The following is a 23,588-nucleotide window of genomic DNA, read 5'->3' as shown; positions in this document are numbered from 1 at the left end:
TACACTGTCAAAGTATATGACCGATAAAATTTCACAAGGTAAAAAAATAAATCCCCGTTTTAACAGGGATTTTCTCAAGTTAGAATATTTTTTCACAAAGTTTATTTGACATTGGAAACTTCAAATCTTTTCATAATTGTTTGCAAACGCCATTGATAGAGGATAGCACTAACGACCAAACTCGCTATTAGACCAATCCAGTAAGAATAGGCTCCCAAAGTTGTTACATGATCTAGGAATAAACCTAATGGAATGGAGACAGCCCAGTAAGCAATTACTCCTAGATAGAAGGGAACAACCGTATCCTTATAGCCTCTCAGTATTCCTTGTAAAGGAGCTGCAACGGTGTCAGCTAACTGGAAAAAAAGACTATAAGTTAGGAAGGTAGATGTTAAATCAATGAAATCAGGATTATTTCCATATAAACTGGCTACGACATCTCTCAAAATATAGAGAAAGCTCAATGTAAAGCCTGCAAATATCAGCGCTATCCAACGTCCAAGTTTGATATAGGTCTTAGCATCATCAAAGCGCTTAGCTCCTACCTCATAAGAAACAACGATGGCCATGGCAGAAGAAATACTCATGGGAAAAGCATACATGAGTGTCGAGAAGTTCATGGCTGACTGGTGGCTGGCAATAATCATAGACGAAAACTTAGCCATAATCAAACCAACGACTGAAAAAATGACGACCTCAGCAAAAACAGTTCCACCGATTGGTAATCCCAAGCGAATTCCCTCTATAATTCTCTCTAAATTCAGAGGGGCACCTTGTTCTAAATGAAGTTCTTTTAGGTTTTTCTGCTTGACCAAGATGATGATGGAAATTCCCAGTAGGCACCAGTAAGCTAGGGAAGTACCTAAGCCTGCTCCTGCTCCACCTAACTCTGGAAACCCAAAGGCACCGTAGATCAACAAATAGTTAAACCCACAATTTAAAGGTAACAATAAGAGCATGAGGTACATGGATAGCTTGGTCAAACCGAGAGAATCAAGTAGCGATCGGATAACACTAAAGAGCAACAAGGGGATAATTCCGATAGACAAATACCAAAGATAACGAACTGAAACTACCGCCACTTGGGCTTCTAGTCCGATATGGTTTAAGACTGGAGGCGCTAGAAAAAGCACCATGCCAAGCAAAACCAAAGACAATCCAAAAACTAAATAGATGAATTGGTAAAAGTCAGATGCTACTTCTTCTTTTTTGCCTCGTCCTAGATGATGGCCTATGATGGGAACCATGGCCGAAACAATCCCTGTTAAAAAAGTGAAGAAAGGATTCCATAGACTCGTTGCGGTTGACACCCCCGCCAAGTCCATGGTATTGTACTGCCCAGTCATGGTTGTATCAACAAAAGAGGCAGAATAATTGGCAAATTGATAAATCAGGATAGGAAAAAATATCTTAAGAAATAAGACAAACTTATCTTTAAATTGATGGGTTGGATACATATACGCTCTCTATTCTTATAGTTTATAGAGCAGAGTCCCACCTAGTTTTGATAGACGATTCGTCCCTTACAGATAGTATATTTGACCTGCCCCTTTAAGGTTTCGCCAATAAATGGAGAATTAGCTGATTTTGAAGCAAAGTTTGGACCAACAGTACGATCAGCCTTGTCATCAAAGATGGTGATATCCGCTGGACCATTTTCAGCCAAGTAACCTGCTTCAAAGTTGTAAAGTTTGGCTGGATTGACAGTCATTTTTTCTAGCAATCCCATCAAGCTTAGCTCACCAGCTTCCACCAAATAAGTCAAACCAAGAGAAAGAGAGGTTTCCAAACCAGTCATACCAGATGGTGCTTTAGTGATATCTTCTACATTTTTCTCATCTGCATGGTGAGGCGCGTGGTCTGTCGCAATTACAGTGATGACGCCCGACTTAAGACCTTCAATCACGGCACGACGATCTGACTCCAAACGAAGCGGAGGATTCATTTTGGCATTGCTACCTTGAGTTAAAAGAAGAGTTTCTGTCTTAGAGAAATGTTGCGGTGCTACTTCTGCTGTGACATGGGCACCCAAACCTTGAGCGAACTCCACCACCTTGACACTTTCCTCTTTAGACAAATGCTGGATGTGAACATGTGCCTTAGTTGCGTAGGCAATCATGACATCACGCGCAATCATGGCGTATTCTGCTACCCCTGTCGCTCCACAGATCTTGAAGTGATCTTTAGCGATGTTTTCGTTAAATCCAAGAATACCGTTCAATCCTGGATCTTCCTCGTGTAGACAAACAAAGGTGCCAAGTTTCTTAGCAGTCTCCAAGACTTCCTTGAGAACCTTGCTACTTTCAAGTGGAATACCATCATCTGAAAAACCAACGGCTCCAGCTTCTAAAAGTGCCTTAAAATCAGTCAAGTCTTGGCCATTAAAGTTCTTGGTAATAGTCGCAACCGTTTTGACGTTAATCTTTTCCTTGGCAGCTGACTGAAGAACTTCTTGCAAAGTCTCTACATCCGAAATGGTTGGACTGGTATTAGCCATCATAACAACCGTTGTAAATCCACCTGCAGCAGCCGCTAGTGCCCCAGTATGGATGTCTTCCTTGTGGGTTTGACCAGGTTCACGGAAATGAACATGAATATCAACTAGTCCAGGCGCAACTACAAGACCCGTAGCATCAAGCACCTCTGCTCCTTCTTCCTTGATGTCAGAGGAAATTTTGACAATTTTCCCGTCTTGGACTAAAATATCACACACTTGATCCAAACCAGACTTGGGATCCATTACACGACCATTTTTGATTAGTAACATCTGTTTTCTCCTTTATTCATAGAAATCAACTTGGGTATCCAACAATTTATCCCCATCATAAATAAACTTAGCTGAAAAGAAGGGTTTGTTCTCTAAAAGCCACTCAACAAAGGTGTGGTCACCCTCCCAAGTTGGCTTGCCCAAAACTTCATCATAGGGAACCCATTCTAGCGTCCCCTCATTGCAGTCAATCAAGTCACCCTCAAACTCCGTCACCTTAAAAACATAGGTGTACCAGTCTAAATCTGGCGTGAATTCTGGAAAAGTGATAACACCTTTAAGTACTGGCTTGGCTTTGAGCCCTGTCTCTTCGAGGATTTCACGCGCAGCGCATTCTTGAGGTGTCTCCCCTCGCTCTAGCTTACCACCCACACCAATCCATTTGCCTTCATGGACATCATTCGGCTTCTTATTGCGATGCAGCATGAGCAGTTCTTTTCCGTTATCAATGTAGCAAATCGTCGCTAACTGAGGCATATTCTCTCCTTATCTAAGCCAATCAATTGGCACTTGTCCTGTCTCTTTTAAAAATGCATTAGCCTTAGAAAAAGGCTTGGAACCCCAAAATCCTCTGAAAACAGATAAAGGACTGGGATGGGCTGATTCGATAATCAAGTGATGAGGATTGGTAACCAAGGCCTTCTTCTTGCGTGCATAAGCACCCCAGAGTACAAAGACTACAGGTCTGTCTAGATGATTGACAACCTGAATCACAGCATCTGTAAAAGGCTCCCATATCTGCCCAGCATGACCATTGGCCTGGCCGGCAGGAACCGTCAAGCAAGCATTGAGAAGTAAGACTCCTTGTTCAGCCCAAGCAGTTAAATCATGGGATTTCTTAACGCCGATGTCATCTGACAATTCTTTCAAGATATTTTGCAAGGATGGCGGAGCTGGGATAGAGTCAGGAACAGAAAAACTCAAGCCCTGAGCCTGACCTGGCCCGTGATAGGGGTCTTGCCCTAGAATCACCACCTTAACTTCTTCAAGCGGTGTAGTCAATAGAGCCTGAAAAATCTTTTCCTTAGGTGGATAGACAGTTCCCTGAGCATAGACCTGATCCATAAATTGATTGATTTTCCCGAAATAACCCTCAGGTAATTGCTCCTTAATCAAAGCATGCCAAGATGAGTGTTGCATCGCCAACTCCTTCGTTTTTCCTGCCTCTATTATAGCAAAAAGTGGCTATCTAAACCACTTTTTACAGTTTATCCAAACAATCCAGCAAGTCTTGGTAAGAATGAACTTCATAGGTCGGCTGGGCTTGTGTGTGATTTTCAAGGCGATGAGGGTTGTACCAGATAGTGTCAATTCCAGCATTATTACCACCTTGAATGTCAGCCGTTAAGGAATCTCCAATCATCAGCGTCTTTTCTTTGCTAAATCCTGCAATCTGCTGACCGATTTTTTCATAGAATAGTGCATCAGGTTTTTGTGTTTGTAACTGCTCGGAGATAAAAACTTGATTGAAATAAGGTGCCAGACCTGATTGACCCAAACGTCCTGTCTGAATGGCAGTAATCCCATTTGTCGCAGCATACAAATCATAATCACGCTCGATAAGGCTGTCCAAGAGTTCATGAGCACCTGAAAAAGTTTGTCCCTGTTGGGCTAAGTAAAATTGGTAACGCTGGGCAAGCAACCTACCGTCTTTTTCCTGTCCGAAATAGGCAAATAAACGAGAAAAGCGCGTGTTGACCAGCTCTTGTTTACTAATTTTCTTTTGCTCCAAGTCCTTCCAGAGAGCCTTGTTCATCGGAACGTAATAGTCTTTATAGGCTTGAATGTCCGCAACTCCTTCTTCTTTTAGAAGTTGCGTCAAAGCCACATCCTCAGCAGCATCAAAATCAAGCAAGGTATGGTCGAGGTCGAAGAGTAGAAATTTATAAGACAATTTGAGAGTTTTCCTTTCTGAATAATTTTTAATTTAAAAAATTGTTACTTTTCTCTGCTTCTAATTTTTCTAACTCCGATTTTAGTTGTTTAATTCTGTTTTCAATCGTACTTTCTTGAAACTTCTTTTCATACATTTCGTATAATTTATTTCTTAGTAATGGCTCTGAAATCATATCAATCTCTGATAGTAGGTTTTCCTTAGTTAAATAGTTTACATGGCTGTTTATGTCTTGATGAGGATCAAGTTCTTTGATAATGTTATTTATTTTAGAAATCGCAAATTCACCATAGATATCCTTAATAAACATATCATCATGCATTATTTCCTGTATATTCTTAGCAAATGTATTCCTCATTAATTCTACTTTCACATCCTCTTCATCTTTTACTAAACAAATAACATTTCCATTCTTGATATCAGATAACATAAAAGGAGAATGTGTAGTAAAAATAAATTGAATTTTTGAATTTGAAACTTTATTAAATTCATTGATTAAAAAATTTATTAAACGTCTAGACCATTCTAAATGAAGGCCTTCTTCAATTTCATCTACAAGAATTATATAATTACCTTCAAATGATCGAGTTTTTATCATAGCAACCAAATCAAGTAAGTTCTTCTCTCCTTTTGAAGTAACCTCCCTAACTTGAAACCAAATTGCTTCCCCACGTTCATTTATTAAATCTATTTTCCTTTTCTCTGTAAAGTCAATAGTAGTTCTTAATTCATCTATAAAGTCCTTAACTGATTGATCTTCAAAATCTATTTTTACAACACAGCTTTGATCATCAATTGATTTGAGATTATCATTAACCTGATAAAACTCTCTTAAAAATCGTGCAGTGAAGTTAATATATTCAACAATATCATTGCTAGGTTCTACACCCAAATCTCTACAGTTATCATAAGGTAAGCCTTCCCCAACAAATTCTCCGTCATCTTCCCTCACAAAATCTTTCTCTAAAAGTTGAGTAAAAAAAATAGTTATATCCTTAAAAAGAATTTCCCAATTAGCTACTATGTCATCTGCATTAGGTGCCTTATTATAATTTGGAAAATATAAATCTCGAATATACATATATGTATCAACGAGAACATTTAGAATCTGCAACTCATTGAAAGATAAAGCTAACCCTTTTTCTAAAAATTCTTCAAAAGAAACTCTACCAAAAAAATTCTGAAATATAAATCCAAATCTGTTAAATACTACAAAGCGTTTAAATTCTATGCTTAGTCTCTTGAATCTTTTTTGAAATTCTTCATCTTTTAGTGCTTCATCTATGTTGTTATAATTTCTCTGTGTAGCGATGCCATGTAGCTCAACCAATTCTTGAATGGTATCATTTAAATACAAGAAATTCTCACAATACAAATTATTCTCTCTATCATTTGTATGATAAATACTGTCTCCAAATACACATTTCGAAATAAAATCTTTAAAATCATATTCAGGATTCCAATCCAAGGGAAGTACTTTTCTAAAACAGTAATCAGTTAAATCATTTAAAGTCTCTTCGAAAGTATTTATTCTAATTTCCCATTTATAATTGGAACTGTTTGAAATAAATCTTTTATCAACAAGTAGTTTATAAGCATCAAACTTGGATTTTGCATCTTTGAGTGAAAACTGTTTACTATTACCATATCGTCGTCTAATTAAACCATTATAATCTTCGTAACCTCTTAATACTTTTGAAGACTGAAAATAATACATATTGTCTTTCTGACTATTCTCTATTGTACTTGATTTATAAATACCTGTGTATTCAAGTTTGTTTATTTGCTCTATATGGCTATTGATTTCAATACTTTCTATATCAAAATTAAACATTTCCAATAAAACATTGCTATCCCAATATATTAAACAGTAAGAAGAATCAAAAGTATAATATTTTCTCTCCTCTTTGGTACACCCAATCAAATCCAAAATAGTTGTCTTACCAACACCATTATTTCCAACTATTGCGGTTATATTACTTATACTGTCTCCATAAAAATTTGGAACTGAATCCTCAACCTTGTTAACTTTTAAATGTTGATTTCTCCACTCTATTGTATAGTTAGAATTGAAAATAATTGGTTCATTCCATGAAATATTGTTGTATTTTTTAATTATTAATCCTATTAACTCCATATTATTCACCTATTAATCCGATATTTCTACTAATAATCTGTTACGAATTTAGATAGAGGACGCTTCCCATACTCTTTAGAATCAGTATACGCGCCAGTTATAAATTGATTGATCTCACTTTCTGTAAGTTGCTTCATCCCATTCTTTTGAAATAATGAATTAATCCCTTCCTTATAGGATTTCGAATAAATTTTCTTTTTCCATAACAATTCTTCAATTACATCAGAATGAACTTGGTATAACTCTATTATACCAATATTATCGAGGTCTTTCTTAAGTAAATCAAACTTTTCTGATTTTTGCCTCTCGATAAAAATTCTAGGTTGATGAATAGATTCCAAATTATAATTAAATCTAAAAAGATCATCTACTTCGATACTTGAATCATAAGGAGAGATACTAAACTCACTAGTCAATTTATTGTAATTACAAGAGGCGCAACTAGGTACCAAATTATAAAAGCAAACTGCTAATAGTGGATAGTCTATTTTTGACCAAAAATGATCTAATTGACACGAATTCAGTAACTCAATATGTTGCTCATTTATTTCATGACCCTCTGGGCATTTTCTTTTTAAATATATTTCATCAGAAAAATACTCAAAAATATCAGCAGAATTATCATGACATGCTTCGCACTTGTATACTTTCATTGTAGAATTGATAAAATTCCTATTACAATAGGGACAAACAATGAAACTGGAATTCTTTACTCTAGAATATCTAATCTCTTTTGTTATAAAATTATAGGACGATACTAAAAATGATTCAAATTTTTGTAAGTAATCGAGTCCTTTATATCTGGGATGAAAAATTCGATCTTTTCTATCTATTTTTCTAGCATTTAAAAACCATTTAAATATTTTATATAAATCTTCGTATTCAAGTTGCATCAATTCTAAAAGCAAATCATCACCTGTGCTCCAATTAATCCCTTCAATGACTAAATACTCCCGAATCCACTTTGAAATATCCTTTTTAAAAGTTTCTTCACCTCTATATTTCTGAGGAAAATTCATTTGTGCATATATAGATTCGCACCAATCTCTCACGTAATCCGGATTAAACTTTTCAATCTGTATCATCTAACTTCCTCCAATTTTACTATAACTTGATTTCTAGCAATTTCAGTTATGAATAAATAAAATACAATATATCATTTAACTTTGACAAATTTCGAAGAGTAGGAATTTATTGAACATTGAGTTTCCTTTCTGAGTTTCATCAGGAACATTATAGCATAAATGAAAATATGAAGTTAGCATTATTTGAAATACTCAAAATTTCCAATACTACACTCCCCTACCCCAACTCCTTAGCTATTCTGCTTTTTTCAAGTTTACCCTTGATAATTCGTTTCCATAAAACAAGTGGGTTCAAACTATAAGATAGACGTACGAGGAAATAATTAATCCATTCGATAAGGGCAAAAAGCTGTATCAACGTGGCTAAGATAGCCACTTGGAAACTCTGTGTATTCCAGACAATAAAAGGAAAGCCTGAAATAAGTAAAACAAGGTCTAGTATTCTGAAACAACCATATAGTTTGGGCACACTTCCACTTCCGAAATGAGGTTTCGACAGCCTTCTAATCAAAATTGCCCAATAGATTGAACCTTGAAGCAAAATAAATGTCAGTAAAGACAGAGGATAGAGAATGGTTACTAGACTATTCACGTCACCAAGCCGATTTTTCAAAAGGAAAAAACACAACCAAAAGGATAGGACGGCTGTAAGCTCTCCCAAACAGAGGGACATCAACTCTTTTCTAACTTTCTCTTTTTGTATGTTCATCATCTCCTCCATCTATCTATCATCCTATATCAGAAAAAAAGCCATTCAAACCAGTTTCTAGTCAACATTTCACAGAATCAAGTCATTCTAAGAATCGAAAAGCCTAATTCCTTTAATATCATTGTAATTCTAAACTTAGAATTGCTATAAAATAAATGTTTTAGGGCTATTCTAAGTCTATGATAGCCCTAAATTTTAATTTTTGAAGGATTCTAAAGCTAGAAGAGCTCAAAAATCACGAGAACTAAGCTATTCGAAGCTTAGAAGAACCTTTGGTGAATTTCAATAGTACTTCAACTAGCTATTCTTACAATTTTTCTGATGAGCTTTGAGTTTTTTCAGAGCCCAGTCATAGTGACTGGAAGTGGCACTCACAAAGTAGGAGCCAAGACTTGTCCCACCCGTCCACTTATAGACACCTTTGGTAAAGAGTTGGTCATTGCTGAAGCCTTCCATCAACTCTAAAACCTCTTTATGCGATTGCTCTAGTAGCCTAGTCGCTTCTTCTAAGGACGTTCTCTGGTGCTTCTTCCAAAAAGCGACATTCATTTCCCCATAAGTTTTCCAATTATAAGGTTCAGGGAGAAAAGGTCTTTCATGACCCTTTTGATTGGAATGTACCCAGGTCAAAAGTAACTGATGCCATTCATAGAGATGGATCAGAGCATCCCGCAGATTTTTATCTCTTTTCCAGTGAGCTTCTTTTTTCTTTTGGTCTTTTGAAAAATCAAAAGGAGTCTGTAGTTCCTCTTCACTTAATTTAGATATAAAGTGATTGAGCTTTTCATAGTTTTCCTTAGAGGCTAGCACTAATTCCTCTTTTGTTCTTGGTCTAGGCATAGGCGTTCTCCCTTCATTTTCAAGTAGAATAAGCTATTTTCTTACTTCATTATACCATAATCAAAAAGCAGTTCTTCATTTTACGAACAACTGCTTTTACTAACTATTTTTTTATGCTTATAGTCACTACTTTACATATAAATCTCTAAAGCGACCATCGACTTCAGCCATCTGATAAAGCAAGTGGGCTAGTTCTTGATAATCTTCTTTTAAACATGAAAGATGGGCTTGGCCAAATAGAGATGCCAATTCCTCTTTTAATCTTGCCCCTTCTGGATCATACGCTTTTAAGAATTTACTGAGATAGAGATTTCGAACAGCTGCAAGTTTAAAGCTGAAATACTGATGCAATTGTTTTTGCTCGGTATTTAAGCCGTTTTCAGCAACTGCTTTTGCATAGAATTCCAAAACACCGCTTTGACCATTCAGATATCGGTTCTTCATAATCCTTGCTGTTTCTTGATAGATTTCAGTCTGACTAGGACTCTTGACCTTCTTAAAATTTCCCCACATGGAGTAGGCCCCACGCTTATAGTCAATAGCCTCTGCCTTCCAGGCTTCTAAGAGGTCTTTAAAAGCAACCTTCATACAGGCAAAACCAGCTGGATCATGCAAATAGAGATACTGATTATCAATGTCATACACGGTTACGAAGTGATCCACACCATAAAGGATTGTGTGATTGGGATTGTAAGTCAGATGACCCATATCAAGAGGTCCCAGTACGACAGGTCCATTGGACAGAAAAGTTTCCAACTTTCTTTTAATTTCTTCCAAATTAACTTCTGCTCCATCCTTTAGATAGAAGTCCTCATAGTCAAATCCAAGTATTTTTAAAGAATGAGAAATAGAAAGATCTGGCATTCCGTTATCAAAGAATACTAGAGGGTGCTGGTCGTCTTCCTTTACGATACTAGCGCCATTTCCCATCACCATTATTGCTTCTAGAAAGTCTGCTTTATAGTCACAACCATAGCCATCCAGTGCCATTGCCAATGAATAGCTATAGCAAAGCGACACATCTCCAAAATACATCTGCATATTCCTGTCTCCTTATCTTCTATGGGACTATTATACCGAGAAAACTATTCGCATGCCCCATAAAATCCAAACAAAAAATATGGGTATTTGTGATTTACGGACATGAATGTCAACAATTAAAAACTCTGTAGAGATTCTTTCTACAGAGTTAGGTTTGCATCTTTATAAAAAATTATCTAGTCCTTGATCACCGGTATCCAGAGTTCCATTTGATAGTCAGGTGACGACATGTTTCCTTCGGAATAAACTTCAAAGTCTGGCGCTCCTGAGTGGCGATAGCCAGTTTCTGGGAAAAAGACCTCCAAGACATATTTCCAAGCATTGTGAATGCTAGCTGGTATAGGGCCTTTGACTGGGACAATAGCATATTCAGCGGCTGGGATATCTTTGATGGACAGACCTAGTTCTTCTGCTTTAGCTTTATCCGTCACATCATAAGCAGCCATATAGTTGATGATTTCACCTTCTTTGACATCCGAACAGATGCCGAAGGATTGGCCACTGCCTAGACTCTCTAGGCTTTCCAAGCTGTGATTGTTATAGAGATTCTCCCAAGCAGACGGGCATTTGCTATTGTCAATAGCTTCCAATAGGACGCCTGCAACGGTAAATGCAGGTTTCTTTTGAATCTTGATATCCATGTTCTTTCCTCCTGTGATTTTTAAGGATAATTGAAGTCTAGGAAAGATCCGATAAGGTTTTCCATTTCGAACTTCTGAGGGTGTTGCCCCATGGAATTTCTTAAAGGCTGCGCTGAAGGCGTCAGCAGACTCATAGCCGTATTTCAGTGCTATGTCAATGACTTTCTCAGAGTCTTCCCGCAAGTCTGTCACAGCTTCTGATAACCTGCGATTGCGCAAGTATTCTGCTAATGTCATATCTGCCAGGATAGAAAATAGCCTGCTAAAGAGAGGGTAAGAATAGCCCGATAGCTGCTGAAATCTTTTCATATCCACTTCTCCAGTCAGTTGCTGCTCCAAATAATCCATGGTTTGATTGAATTGATGCATCATATTCTTTTCTTCTCACCTCTACAAGATACAAAGGTAGTTAAAAGCAAAGTGAAAATAGGAAAATTAACGCTGAAGCTTCTGATCCTAGGAAATTTTGTCTTTTTCGCATAGCTTTTAGTCCGTGTTCAATTCTATCTATATTCTAACAAATACAAGATACTTCCACCCTAGAATTTTTGTACAAGATTTAAAGGTTCAACTCCTTATAACTTATCCTTTAATTTCTCAACAAAGAGATAGGCTGCTGGGCAGGTCAAGGTGTTCTTAATCGTCAAATGGTTGATTTGATGGATCTTTTTCCGGTCTGTATGGGGAAATTCACGGCAGGCCTTTGGACGAACGTCATAGATGGAACAGAGATTATCTCCTCCTAGAAAGGGGCAAGGCATGGATTTGAAAACCTTGTCCCCATCTTCATCTACCTGCAAAAACTCTGCTTCAAAAGCTGGTAATTTCATCTTGAAATACTTAGCGATACGGGTAATATCTGCTTCTTTGAAGTCGGGCCCCAATGTCTTACAACAGTTAGCGCATGCAGTACAATCAATCTCAGAAAAGACTTCTTGGTGGATCTGCTGGGCTATCGTATCTAGATTCTTTGGTGGCTTTTTCTTTAGATTCGCTAACACTTTGCGGTGCTCCTTCTGTTTTTGCAAGGCTAGCTGATGGTAATACTCAATATCAATTTCTTTAGACATAATTTCTTCCTAATACAAGTGTTTTTGTCTATTATACCATAAACTATTTTCTATTTTTTGCCTTTATATACAAAAAGCCCTTCGGATAAAATCCGAGGGGCTTATAACGTTGTTAAATCAACGGCCAAACTGTTGAATTTCAAGGTTTGGGATAAAATAGTTCACTGAACTATTTTATTTTTTAAGGTTGTAGAATGATTTCAATCCACGGTATTCAGCTACTTCACCAAGTTGGTCTTCGATACGAAGCAATTGGTTGTATTTAGCGATACGGTCTGTACGTGAAAGTGAACCAGTCTTGATTTGTCCTGCGTTAGTTGCAACTGCGATGTCAGCGATTGTTGAATCTTCAGTTTCACCTGAACGGTGTGATACAACGGCAGTGTAACCAGCTTCTTTCGCCATTTCGATAGCGTCGAAAGTTTCAGTAAGAGTACCGATTTGGTTAACTTTGATAAGGATTGAGTTAGCTGCGCCTTCTGCAATACCTTTTTCAAGGTAAGAAGTGTTTGTTACGAAGAAGTCGTCACCAACCAATTGAACTTTACCACCAAGACGTTCAGTAAGAGCTTTCCAACCGTCCCAGTCGTTTTCGTCCATACCATCTTCGATAGTGATGATTGGGTATTTGTTTACCAATTCTTCAAGGTAGTCGATTTGTTCTGCAGCAGTACGTACAGCAGCTCCTTCACCTTCGAATTTAGTGTAGTCGTAAACTTTACGTTCTTTATCGTAGAATTCTGATGAAGCACAGTCAAATCCGATAAATACGTCTTTACCAGGAACATATCCAGCAGCTTCGATCGCAGCAAGGATAGTTTCAACACCGTCTTCAGTTCCTTCGAAACGAGGAGCGAATCCACCTTCGTCACCTACGGCAGTTTCCAAACCACGTGATTTAAGGATTTTCTTAAGAGCGTGGAAAATTTCAGCACCCCAACGAAGAGCTTCTTTGAATGATGGTGCACCAGCAGGTACGATCATGAATTCTTGGAAAGCGATTGGAGCGTCAGAGTGAGAACCACCGTTGATGATGTTCATCATTGGAGTTGGAAGAACTTTAGTGTTGAATCCACCAAGGTAGCTGTAAAGTGGGATTTCAAGGTAGTCAGCAGCAGCACGAGCTACAGCGATAGACACACCAAGAATTGCGTTTGCACCCAATTTACCTTTGTTAGGAGTACCGTCAAGTGCGATCATAGCACGGTCGATAGCTTGTTGGTCACGTACATCGTAGCCGATGATTGCTTCAGCGATGATGTTGTTTACGTTGTCAACAGCTTTTTGTGTACCAAGACCACCGTAACGAGATTTGTCACCGTCGCGAAGTTCAACTGCTTCGTGTTCACCAGTAGAAGCTCCTGATGGAACCATACCACGTCCGAAAGCACCTGATTCAGTATAAACTTCTACTTCAAGTGTTGGGTTACCGCGTGAGTCTAGGACTTCGCGAGCGTAAACATCAGTAATAATTGACATTTTTTACTCTCCTTTGAGTTAAATTTTTTACACCTCTATGATACCTTAAAAATAAGCGTTTTTCAAGAAAAAACGTTATCTTTGTGCAAATTTTCCTTAACTTTATAAAGTAATCGCTTTCTTTTGTCTGTTTTCTTGCGATTTTTGTGATATACTGTTTTTATGACAGATTTATCAAAACAACTACTAGAAAAAGCTCATGGTGGGCCTAAATTAAACCCTGACGAACAACGCTGCTATCTCGGCACTTTCGAGGAAAGAGTTCTTGGCTACGCGGATATCAGTACTGCCAATAGTTCTGAATTAGAACATGGATTTTTCTCTATTTTAGAAAGTTTTCAAGAAAAGGTGGAGGAACTTTTTGTGAAGATCTCACCAAATATCGAGTTTGACAAACAGGTCTTTTACTTAAAACAAGCAAAGGAAAGCAACTGTCATGCGACTATTGTTTCAGACGATCACATCACCTCTCCTTTCGGTCTTGTCATTCATACAAATGAACCTGTTCAAGTAGAAGAAAAGGACCTTAGACTTGCATTTTCAAGTCTTTGGAAGGAGAAAAAGGCAGAGGCTCCTAAAAAATCCATCTGGAAAAAATGGTTTGGTTAATGATTTCTCATATTTAATAAACGACCAATATTAGTAGCTGTGTGCTCCAAATAGAGACTTGCGTTTTTCAGACTCTCTTCCAAAGGTTCACTTTTCTCTAAAACGGAAAAGGCTGCTTGTATATTTTCGAATGGTAGGGGAGGCAAATCATCAGCAAGACTACCACAAATAGCAATAACAGGAACTCCGTTAGGAGTTCTTTTTGCTACACCGATAGGAGCTTTTCCAGCAAGGCTTTGACTGTCCAGTCTGCCTTCTCCAACGATAACCAAGTCGGCCCCTGCAACTTTCTTATCAAAGTCAATCAAATCTAAGCAAGTGTTAATCCCAGATACGATAGTGGCCTCAGCAAAGGCACAGAGCCCAGCCGCAATCCCACCGCCGGCTCCTGCTCCTTTAAGAGAGAGGGTGGAAGGTGAGAATTTTTCATAGAACCGCTGTATAGCCAGATCTACTGTCTCAAACAAAGCAAAATCCAAGCCCTTTTGTTTTCCAAATGTATAGGTTGCTCCTTGATGACCACATAGAGGGCTCACAACATCTGCTAAAATGCGGATTTTCACATCTTCAGGAATCCTATACAACTTGCTATTTGAAACTAACTCGAATTCAAGCAAAGTCTGACCACAAGCTGGCAATTCTTTTCCATTCTTATCATAAAAACGATAACCTAAACCAGCAGCGATGCCTATTCCACCGTCATTACTAGTCGTACCACCAACGCCGACATAGATATCTTTCATCCCTTGATCAATGAGATGGCGAATCAACTCTCCGATACCTTTGGTTTGGATGTGAAGGGGATTTCGTTTCTCCCGCGGAATCTTTCCAAGACCAACCAAGTCAGCAACTTCAAAGAGCGCTATTTGGCCTTTTTGAAAGTAGCGCATTGCTTCATTTAGACCAAAAGGTCCCGTAACCTCTTGCCATTTTTCTTCGAGTTCAAGAGAATGTCGAATAGCATCTACAGTTCCCTCCCCACCATCACCTACAGGGCAAAGCAGACATTCTACATCCGCTATTGACTGTTCGAAGCCTCTTTTTATAGCTTGAGCGACCTCTTCTGCAGCCAAACTTTCTTTAAAAGAATCGGGTGCAATTACAATTTTCATAGTTCCCTCTCATTCTAAGAAATCAATCAAAGGCAAAACTTCTAAAAGATCCCTTGTATCTACATGACAAGCTACCTCAGCTTTTACGACCTCTTTGGCACAAAATGCAATACCGATTCCTGCTGACTTTAACATCAAGAGATCATTGGCTCCATCACCGATGGCAATCATTCTTTCTTTGGAAAGTCCTAATTCCTTTCTCCATTTCTCAAGAGTAGCTTGTTTTACTTGGGCTGTCACAATTTCACCAACTAATTTTCCTGTTAAAAAGCCGTCTTTGACTTCCAACTGGTTGGCAGAGAAATAGGAGATACCAAGGGATTTTGCTAATCTCTCAACTATTGGTGCAAATCCACCAGACACTAGACTGACTAGAATGCCATTCTTTTGAAGTATGGAGATAAATTCTTGAGCATTCTTGGACAGATGGATGGATTTGAAGACAGTATCAAAGACCGAAATCGGAAGACCTTTTAACAAAGCCACTCTCGCTCGTAAACTCCTTTCAAAGTCCAGTTCACCTCGCATTGCCTGTCTTGTAATCTGCGATATTTCTTCTTCGCAACCTGCTTCTTTTCCTAAAAGATCAATCACTTCTTCTGCTATCAGGGTGCCATCAACATCCATGACACACAGGCCTTTTACTTGAGTCATCCCTTCTCCTCTTTTCTAAACAGCCCAAAAATCGTATGAAAGAATCATACGATTTTATCTATTAGTTGACTAAACTATGGTACAAGTCAAGATAAGACTTACAAGCCGTGTCCCATGAGAAATCGCATTCCATAGCTTGTTTTTGTAGATTTCTCCAAACGTCCGGCCGATTCTTATAAACATCCAAGGCTGTTTGGAAACTCCAGTTAAGCCAGTATGGTGTTAAATTGTCAAAGCTAAATCCAGTACCAGTTCCTTCGATTGGATTGAAGGATTGAACTGTATCTCTTAGTCCTCCAACCTCATGAACCAATGGTAGCGTTCCATAACGCATCGCCATCATTTGAGACAAACCACATGGTTCAAAACGACTCGGCATGAGGAAGAGATCACAAGCTGCGTAGATTTCTTGAGCAAGTTTGACGTCAAAAGTGATATTTGCTGATAGCTTGTCTGGATAGACTTGAGCAAACCAAGAGAAAGAATGTTCAAAAGCCGGGTCACCTGTTCCTAAAAGGACTATTTGAACGTCCTCCTGTAAGAAACGATGCAAGCTTTCTACCACAACATCAAAACCTTTTTGGCGCGTCAATCGAGAGACAATCCCAACTAGCGGAACATCTGCTCTCACAGGCAACCCAACTCTCTCTTGCAATTTTGCTTTGTTTTGTGCTTTTCCTGACAAGTCATCCTTATCAAAATGATAGTCTAAAAGCGGGTCTGTCTGAGGATTATAAAGATCTGCATCGATACCATTGACAATACCTGAAACCTTACCTGACTCCATGCGAAGAATCTGATCCAAGCCACAACCGAACTGGCTAGTCATAATCTCATGTGCATAGCTAGGAGATACGGTTGAGACACGATCCGCGTAGAGAATACCTGCTTTCATCCAGTTAAGACAGTCATTCCAACGAAGGGTTCCATCAGCATACCGTTCAAAACCGACGCCAAACAAATCCCACAACATTCCTTCGGAAAATTGACCTTGGAATTCCAAATTATGAATAGTTAAAACGGTTCTGATTCCTTGATATGCCTGAATCCATCTGTATTTTTCCTTCAAGAGAAAAGGAATCATAGCAGTGTGATAATCATGGGCATGGAGAATGTCTGGAATGAAATCAATTCGCTCCATGGCTTCAAGAGCAGCCAGTTGGAAGAAGGCAAAACGTTCACCATCATCGAAATCTCCGTAAACATGACCTCGGAAGAAATACGTTTGATTGTCTACGAAGTAGAAGGTAACACCATTCAAGACGGTCTTCTTAATACCACAGTACTGTCTACGCCATCCCACACTCACTTCAAAGTGAAGAACATCCTCAATCTGGTCGCCGAACTTAGTCTCTACCATGTCATAGTAAGGTAAGACAACCGCAACTTCATGCCCTGCCTTTACCAGTGATTTGGGCAGAGCGCCAATGACGTCTCCCAAACCACCTGTTTTTGAAAAGGGCGCACCCTCTGCTGCTACGAATAAAATTTTCATGAATGAATATCCTCTGTAACTTTTTCGCCTTTTTTGACTACAACTGGGTGTTCAGCAGTACCGCGAATAACGACACCGTCAGCAACTTCAACCCCTTTGTCCAAGATGGCATACTCAACTTGGGCACCTTGACCAATCACAACACGAGGGAATAAAATGCTGTCCTTCACCACACTATCTTTGTGAACATAAATATTACGAGATAGGACTGACTGAACTACTTCACCCTCAATGATACTACCAGAGGCAAACTGAGAAGTACTTACTTTTGAAGTATTTGCATAGTAGGTTGGTTCTTCATTCTTAACCTTGGTATAAATCTTTTGGTTAGGTGAGAAGAGAGAGTAGAATTTTTGAGACTCCAACATATCAATATTGGCTTGATAATAGGATTGAACGGAGTGAATATTGGCTAGATAGCCCGTGTATTCGTAAGCAAAAGCACCTTCTTTTACAGCTAAATCGCGGAGTACATAGCGTAATTTTTCTGGATATTCTTTTTGAACTTCTTCTTCAAGTCGTTCAATCAACCACGGAGTATCAACGACGAATATATCTGTAGACATGTTGAAAAGTTCATCTGTTGATTTGGCATCAAAAAGTTTATGAGAAAGAACATGGTCTGTTTCATCCACTTCCAAGATGGCATTAACATCTGAAATATCCTTTTTAGGTAATTTCTTATAAACGACTGTAATCGGACGACCGGCAGTAGCATGTAAATGAAATACTTGATTGAGGTCAATATTCACCACGACATCACAGTTAAGTGCAACTGTCTGATTTGATCCTGAACGTTTCAAATAAGTGAGAAGCTGTTGGTAATATTCTTTCCCAACTGTGCTACTTTCAACACGCGTATTATAAATACCTAGATAGTAGTGACTTAGAAGGGTAGATAAGCCCCATTCACGTCCGGAACGAATGTGGTCAAAGACTGAACTGATATTGTCTTGTTGGAAAATTCCAAAGACACTACGAACACCAGCATTTGCAAGGCTAGAAAGAGGGAAATCAATTAAACGATATTTTGCTCCAAATGGCAAGCTAGCCACCGGACGGTGTTCTGTTAACGTTGACATATCATGAAAACCAACGGTGTTTCCTAAAATGGCTGAATATTTATCAATCTTCATCTGTTGCTACCCCCACTACTTCATCATATCCTACTACTTGTACTTCGTCTGTTCCATCAATTTCGACACCTTCAGAAATAACAGCACCTTCACCAATGATGGCACGTTTAATTTTTGCACCTTTTCCGATAATGGCACCACTCATGATTACAGAGTCTACTACTTCAGCACCCTCACGTACTTGCGCTTCTGTTGAGAGAATGGAATGCTTAACAGTTCCATCCACGAGACAGCCATCCACAACTAAAGAATCTTCTACATGAGCGTGTTTTCCAATAAAGTTTGGTGGTGAAATCAAGTTGCGTGAGTAGATTTTCCACTGACGATCACGACTATCCAAAGCGTTGTTTGGATCAATGTATTCCATATTTGCTTCCCATAGAGACTCAATAGTACCAACGTCTTTCCAGTAGCCTTTGAATTCATAAGCATAGACACTTTCTCCAGACTCAAGGTAATTTGGAATAACGTTTTTACCAAAGTCTGACATATCTACCTTGCTCTTTTCAGCAGTAACAAGCATATTGCGAAGTCGTTTCCAGTCAAAAATATAAATTCCCATAGAAGCCTTTGTAGACTTAGGTTGCGCAGGTTTTTCTTCGAATTCAACGATACGGTTATTGGCATCTGTATTCATGATACCAAAACGGCTAGCTTCTTTGAGAGGTACGTCTAGGACAGCTACTGTCAAACTGGCATTGTTATCCTTATGGGACTGAAGCATATCATCGTAGTCCATCTTGTAGATGTGGTCACCAGAAAGAATCAAAACATATTCAGGATTAACACTGTCGATGTAGTCAATGTTTTGGTAGATAGCGTGACTGGTTCCTTCAAACCAACGATTTCCCTCGCTTGCAGAGTAGGGTTGAAGAATAGAAACACCTGTGTTAATTCCATCCAGACCCCAGCTCGAACCATTTCCAATATGGTTGTTTAAGGCAAGAGGTTGATACTGCGTAATAACACCGACGTTGTGAATCCCAGAGTTAGCACAGTTTGAAAGCGCAAAGTCAATGATACGGTAGCGCCCACCGAATTGCACTGCTGGTTTGGCAATGCTTTGAGTGAGTTTTCCGAGACGTGTTCCTTGCCCACCGGCAAGGATCAAAGCTAGCATTTCATTCTTCATTTTCTACTCCTTTTTGGGTTTTATTTGTGACAGTTTTAGTTGGTTTCAAGCGACGTTTAATCTTCCAGATACTTGCTCCCATAGCTGGCAAGGTAAAGGTCAAGGTCTGCTCATAATCCTTCCATAATCCTTCTTGAGTTTGAACCGTTTGGTTGTATTCTTTCCAGACACCACCCCATTGTTCCAATTCTGTATTCCAAACTTCTTCATAAACTCCTGCGACAGGAAGTCCGATTGTAAAGTCTTTTCGTTCAACAGGCGCCATATTAAAGACACAGACTAGCATTTCACCCTTTTTACTCTTACGAATAAAGGAAAGGACACTCTGATCTCTATTATCCGCATCGATAATTTCGATGCCATCGTAGCTGGTGTCAATTTCCCAAAGGCAGCGGTGCTCTTTATAGAATTGATTGAGTTGAGAAGTGAAGTACTTCATCTTCGCATTCATTGGATCTTCCAAGTTAGACCATTCCAATTGCTCTTCAGATTTCCACTCTAAGAACTGACCATATTCACTTCCCATGAACAAGAGTTTCTTACCTGGATGACAAATTTGATAAGTGTAGAGATTTCGCAAACCTGCAAATTGATTGTAGCGATCTCCCCACATCTTGTGCATCATGCTTTTCTTACCATGCACGACTTCATCATGTGAGAAAGGTAAGAGGTAGTTTTCATTGAAAACGTACATGAAGCTGAAAGTTACCAAGTTAAAATCATACTTACGATAGATAGGGTCCTCCTCGTAGAAACGGAGAATATCATTCATCCAGCCCATATTCCACTTGTAGTCAAAGCCAAGACCGCCCATTTCTTTCATACCAGTAATCTTTGTTGCTGATGAGCTTTCTTCTGCAATCATCATCACATCTGGATGAGCTAACTTGATAACAGTGTTCAAACGTTGAAGGAAATAGTAGCCTTCGTAGTTGAGATTGCCACCGTCTTTGTTTGGAGTCCAAGGAGCATTATCATAGTCTAGGTAGAGCATATTGCTAACTGCATCCACTCGAATACCGTCTAAATGATAAAAGTCAATCCAGAATTTAATGCTAGAAATCAAGAAAGACTGAACTTCATTTTTTCCGAGGTCAAAATTCAGCGCACCCCATCCATAGTTATGGGCCTTATTGTGGTCTTGGTATTCAAAAGTCGGTGTTCCATCGTAATAAGCAAGAGCGTCATCGTTGATGGTAAAATGACCTGGAACCCAATCCACAATTACACCGATATTGTTTAAATGACATTCCTCAACAAAATCTTGGAATTCCTCTGGTCGCCCATAAGAGTGCTCCATAGCAAAGTAACCCATAAGCTGGTAGCCCCAACTCAATCCAAGCGGGTGAGCCATTAAAGGCATAAACTCGATGTGAGTGTAGTTCATCTCAACAAGGTATGGAATCAGCTCCTCCTTAAGTTGTGCAAAGCTGTATGGACTACCATCTGGATTTCTTTTCCAAGATCCAGCGTGGGCTTCATAAATATTGACTGGTCTCTCAAAAAAGCCCCAGCGTTTTCTCCTAGCTAGCCAAAGACCATCTTTCCATTTTTTCTCTGGAATATCAGTCAAGATGGCTCCAGTCTCTGGACGAGCCTCAAAACGAACCGCCAATGGATCAATTTTCATAATCTGGTGCCCATTTGCACGCGTGATATGATACTTATAAATCTGCCCTTCATGAGCCAGACTTGTGAAGACTTCCCAAACACCCGATTCATTCCGTACCATAGGAATTTGGCGTTCTGTCCAGTTTGTAAAATCACCAACTAAGTGCACAGCCTGGGCGTTGGGTGCCCAAACACGGAAAGTAAAACCAATTTCTCCGTCTTTTTCCTCTTTATGTGCTCCTAGATAGTGCTGAAGATGAAAATTTTCTCCAGTAGTGAAGGTTCTCAATGCTTCTTGATTATTCATCCAATCCCCTTTCTTTTTGTAAGCGTTTTCTATAATTCTATTATACACTCTTTTAAGATAACTTTCAAGTAATTTACGGAATTTCACCAAAATTATCTTGAAAATTTTAGAAAATATATTTTAACATTATATGATTTTTTCATTTAATTGTTGAAAAAATGAATAATTTCCATATGTTTTTTTATCATAATACCAGAATATTCGTTTTTTATCAATTTTAAACTGTAATTTTTTGAAAAAAATAAAATCAGGAAGCCCTTTTCCTGATTTTATAGATTATTTAACATCAAAAACAATGGATTTGACATTTGTCATTGCTTCAATGCTGTATTTAATCCCTTGCACACCAGCACCAGATCCTTTGACCCCAAGGAATGGGAAATTATCTGGCCCACGTTGCGTTTTATTATTAATGTGAACAGTACCGACTTCAAGTTTTTCAGCGATTTCAAACGCTTTTTTAAAATCATTTGTGAATACGGATGATTGAAGACCGAACTCAGATTCATTGGCAATTGCTACCGCTTCACTTGCATCGGAAACACGGATAATTGGCAGAACAGGACCAAACGGTTCTTCCCATGCTAATTTCATATCTCTTGTGACATAATCAAAAAGTCCTGGCCAAATGAGATTGCCCTCACGTTTGATTGGACTGAGCGCTTTGGCACCTTTACCTTGCGCATCTTGAATCAATCCCCAGATGAAGTCAGCTGAAGCATTATCAATAACAGGTGTGATATCAGCATTGTCAAACGGGTCACCAACGGTTAGCTTAGCAACTTCTGCTTGAAGTAATTCAGCCAATTTATCCGCTACACTTTCCACAACCAAAACACGTTTGATAGCGGTACAACGTTGTCCTGAATAGCTAAAGGCTCCACCGACGATTTGTTTAGCTGCGTGTTCCAAGTCTGCATCTTCGAGAACAATAGCTGCATCTTTCCCACCAAGTTCAAGCATGATAGGACGCATTCCAGCTAAACGACCGATTCGCTCGCCAATTGGAGTCGAGCCAGTAAAGTTGATAAAGTTAACTTCTTTGTGTTCAATGATATAGTCACCGATTTCAGAACCTCGTCCAGTTATCGTATTAAATACTCCTGCTGGAATACCTGCCTCATCAAAAGCCTTGGCTAATAACAGACCTGAGATAGACCCTTGTGTTGGCGGTTTAAACATGACGACATTCCCTGCAATCAAAGCCGGAGCAATCTTAGATCCAGAAAGGTTAACTGGATAGTTAAATGGCGCGATAGCTAAAACGACACCAACTGGCTCACGACGGACAACGGCTAGTTTGTTTTTACTTGCAGCTTCAAAACCACCACCTTCCATTGCTTGTCCAGTGATACGGAGACCTTCTTCAGCAGCAAAACGAATCAAATCTGCTGTACGTACTACTTCTCCAATGGATGCTTTTATCCCTTTGGCAACCTCTTTGGCAAGAATTGTACCAATTTTTTCTTTATCGCGTTCTAAAACAGCTGCTACCTTATGCAGATAGGCTGCACGTTCAACTGGTGCTAAATCACGCCATGCTGGGAGAGCTGCACGCGCAGCTTTCATAGCCTCATCTACTTCAGCCTGACTCATAGCTGGTACTGTCCCCAGCTTTTCCTGATTAATGGGTGAATAGATTGTAATTTCTTTTTCAGATGATTTCCAATTTCCATTTACTAAATTCTGATATCTTGCCAATTTTCTTCCTCCTGAAAATTATTAAGACTTATTTTATCAAATTTTCAGAAAATTACAACCCTTTTTGTGAAAAAATTGAGATTTTTTTCACAATCTTGATCCTTCAAATTATTTGAAACTTAATTCTACTCTTCATTAAAAACCTCATAAATGACAAAAAGGATTAGA

General features: G+C 38.8%; 21 protein-coding genes. 1 reads left to right on the top strand and 20 read right to left on the bottom strand.

The window, feature by feature from the left end:
• Window positions 1–101: 101 nt before the first annotated feature.
• The 13 genes from K1I53_RS01595 to eno all read right to left on the bottom strand — a co-directional run bounded on the left by K1I53_RS01595 (window position 102) and on the right by eno (window position 13,663).
• Window positions 102–1,457, bottom strand: a complete 1,356-nt coding sequence (locus tag K1I53_RS01595; protein ID WP_223327798.1) for an MATE family efflux transporter — start codon at window positions 1,455–1,457, stop codon at window positions 102–104.
• Window positions 1,458–1,498: 41 nt separating this feature from the next.
• The gene (locus K1I53_RS01590; protein ID WP_223327797.1) at window positions 1,499–2,767 is read right to left on the bottom strand and encodes a dihydroorotase; all 1,269 of its coding nucleotides are present in this window, start codon (window positions 2,765–2,767) and stop codon (window positions 1,499–1,501) included.
• Window positions 2,768–2,779: 12 nt separating this feature from the next.
• Window positions 2,780–3,244 carry an NUDIX hydrolase gene (locus K1I53_RS01585; RefSeq protein WP_223327794.1) on the bottom strand — a complete coding sequence of 155 codons (465 nt, stop codon included), beginning with the start codon at window positions 3,242–3,244 and terminating at the stop codon, window positions 2,780–2,782.
• 9 nt (window positions 3,245–3,253) lie between these two features.
• Window positions 3,254–3,907 carry a uracil-DNA glycosylase gene (locus tag K1I53_RS01580; RefSeq protein ID WP_223327792.1) on the bottom strand — a complete coding sequence of 218 codons (654 nt, stop codon included), beginning with the start codon at window positions 3,905–3,907 and terminating at the stop codon, window positions 3,254–3,256.
• 61 nt (window positions 3,908–3,968) lie between these two features.
• On the bottom strand, window positions 3,969–4,661 hold the full coding sequence (locus K1I53_RS01575) for a YjjG family noncanonical pyrimidine nucleotidase (protein ID WP_223327790.1): 693 nt from the start codon (window positions 4,659–4,661) through the stop codon (window positions 3,969–3,971).
• Window positions 4,662–4,689: 28 nt separating this feature from the next.
• A complete protein-coding gene (locus K1I53_RS01570) occupies window positions 4,690–6,798 on the bottom strand; it encodes an AAA family ATPase (protein WP_223327788.1) in 2,109 nt (702 codons plus the stop codon).
• Between the two features lie 29 nt (window positions 6,799–6,827).
• Window positions 6,828–7,883 carry a hypothetical protein gene (locus tag K1I53_RS01565; RefSeq protein ID WP_223327787.1) on the bottom strand — a complete coding sequence of 352 codons (1,056 nt, stop codon included), beginning with the start codon at window positions 7,881–7,883 and terminating at the stop codon, window positions 6,828–6,830.
• Between the two features lie 217 nt (window positions 7,884–8,100).
• Window positions 8,101–8,604 carry a hypothetical protein gene (locus K1I53_RS01560; RefSeq protein ID WP_223327784.1) on the bottom strand — a complete coding sequence of 168 codons (504 nt, stop codon included), beginning with the start codon at window positions 8,602–8,604 and terminating at the stop codon, window positions 8,101–8,103.
• 285 nt (window positions 8,605–8,889) lie between these two features.
• Window positions 8,890–9,432, bottom strand: a complete 543-nt coding sequence (locus K1I53_RS01555; protein ID WP_061416840.1) for a ClbS/DfsB family four-helix bundle protein — start codon at window positions 9,430–9,432, stop codon at window positions 8,890–8,892.
• 126 nt (window positions 9,433–9,558) lie between these two features.
• Window positions 9,559–10,473 carry a peptidase gene (locus K1I53_RS01550; protein ID WP_223327783.1) on the bottom strand — a complete coding sequence of 305 codons (915 nt, stop codon included), beginning with the start codon at window positions 10,471–10,473 and terminating at the stop codon, window positions 9,559–9,561.
• A gap of 176 nt (window positions 10,474–10,649) precedes the next feature.
• Window positions 10,650–11,486: an AraC family transcriptional regulator gene (locus K1I53_RS01545; protein ID WP_223327782.1), complete on the bottom strand. Its 837-nt coding sequence runs from the start codon at window positions 11,484–11,486 to the stop codon at window positions 10,650–10,652.
• 203 nt (window positions 11,487–11,689) lie between these two features.
• Entirely contained in the window at window positions 11,690–12,184 is a 495-nt protein-coding gene (locus K1I53_RS01540; RefSeq protein ID WP_084975416.1) for a YkgJ family cysteine cluster protein, read from the bottom strand.
• A gap of 174 nt (window positions 12,185–12,358) precedes the next feature.
• On the bottom strand, window positions 12,359–13,663 hold the full coding sequence (eno, locus tag K1I53_RS01535; protein WP_000022821.1) for a surface-displayed alpha-enolase: 1,305 nt from the start codon (window positions 13,661–13,663) through the stop codon (window positions 12,359–12,361).
• A gap of 162 nt (window positions 13,664–13,825) precedes the next feature.
• Between eno and K1I53_RS01530 the strand changes: the two genes are divergently transcribed.
• The gene (locus K1I53_RS01530) at window positions 13,826–14,272 is read left to right on the top strand and encodes a DUF1694 domain-containing protein (RefSeq protein ID WP_223327781.1); all 447 of its coding nucleotides are present in this window, start codon (window positions 13,826–13,828) and stop codon (window positions 14,270–14,272) included.
• Here K1I53_RS01530 and K1I53_RS01525 read toward each other — a convergent pair.
• The 7 genes from K1I53_RS01525 to K1I53_RS01495 all read right to left on the bottom strand — a co-directional run bounded on the left by K1I53_RS01525 (window position 14,269) and on the right by K1I53_RS01495 (window position 23,420).
• Window positions 14,269–15,384, bottom strand: a complete 1,116-nt coding sequence (locus tag K1I53_RS01525; RefSeq protein ID WP_223327779.1) for a glycerate kinase — start codon at window positions 15,382–15,384, stop codon at window positions 14,269–14,271. The two genes, K1I53_RS01530 and K1I53_RS01525, sit on opposite strands and share 4 nt — an antisense overlap.
• Before the next feature lie 9 nt (window positions 15,385–15,393).
• On the bottom strand, window positions 15,394–16,038 hold the full coding sequence (gene serB / locus K1I53_RS01520) for a phosphoserine phosphatase SerB (RefSeq protein ID WP_223327776.1): 645 nt from the start codon (window positions 16,036–16,038) through the stop codon (window positions 15,394–15,396).
• Window positions 16,039–16,099: 61 nt separating this feature from the next.
• Window positions 16,100–17,533, bottom strand: coding sequence for a glycogen synthase GlgA (glgA, locus tag K1I53_RS01515; protein WP_223327774.1), 1,434 nt, complete (start codon window positions 17,531–17,533; stop codon window positions 16,100–16,102).
• Complete coding sequence (gene glgD / locus K1I53_RS01510; RefSeq protein WP_223327772.1) at window positions 17,530–18,669, bottom strand: glucose-1-phosphate adenylyltransferase subunit GlgD; 1,140 nt, start codon at window positions 18,667–18,669, stop codon at window positions 17,530–17,532. Before glgD ends, glgA begins: the two co-directional genes overlap by 4 nt.
• On the bottom strand, window positions 18,659–19,801 hold the full coding sequence (locus tag K1I53_RS01505; protein ID WP_223327770.1) for a glucose-1-phosphate adenylyltransferase: 1,143 nt from the start codon (window positions 19,799–19,801) through the stop codon (window positions 18,659–18,661). The genes glgD and K1I53_RS01505 overlap by 11 nt, the downstream gene beginning before the upstream one ends.
• Window positions 19,791–21,719, bottom strand: a complete 1,929-nt coding sequence (gene glgB, locus K1I53_RS01500; RefSeq protein ID WP_223327768.1) for a 1,4-alpha-glucan branching protein GlgB — start codon at window positions 21,717–21,719, stop codon at window positions 19,791–19,793. Before glgB ends, K1I53_RS01505 begins: the two co-directional genes overlap by 11 nt.
• Window positions 21,720–21,995: 276 nt before the next feature.
• Window positions 21,996–23,420 carry an NADP-dependent glyceraldehyde-3-phosphate dehydrogenase gene (locus tag K1I53_RS01495; protein WP_223327766.1) on the bottom strand — a complete coding sequence of 475 codons (1,425 nt, stop codon included), beginning with the start codon at window positions 23,418–23,420 and terminating at the stop codon, window positions 21,996–21,998.
• Between the last annotated feature and the right edge of the window lie 168 nt (window positions 23,421–23,588).

It is taken from the genome of Streptococcus oralis, assembly GCF_019929365.1.
Lineage (GTDB): Bacteria > Bacillota > Bacilli > Lactobacillales > Streptococcaceae > Streptococcus > Streptococcus oralis_BT.
This window is presented reverse-complemented; position numbering and strand designations above follow the sequence as displayed.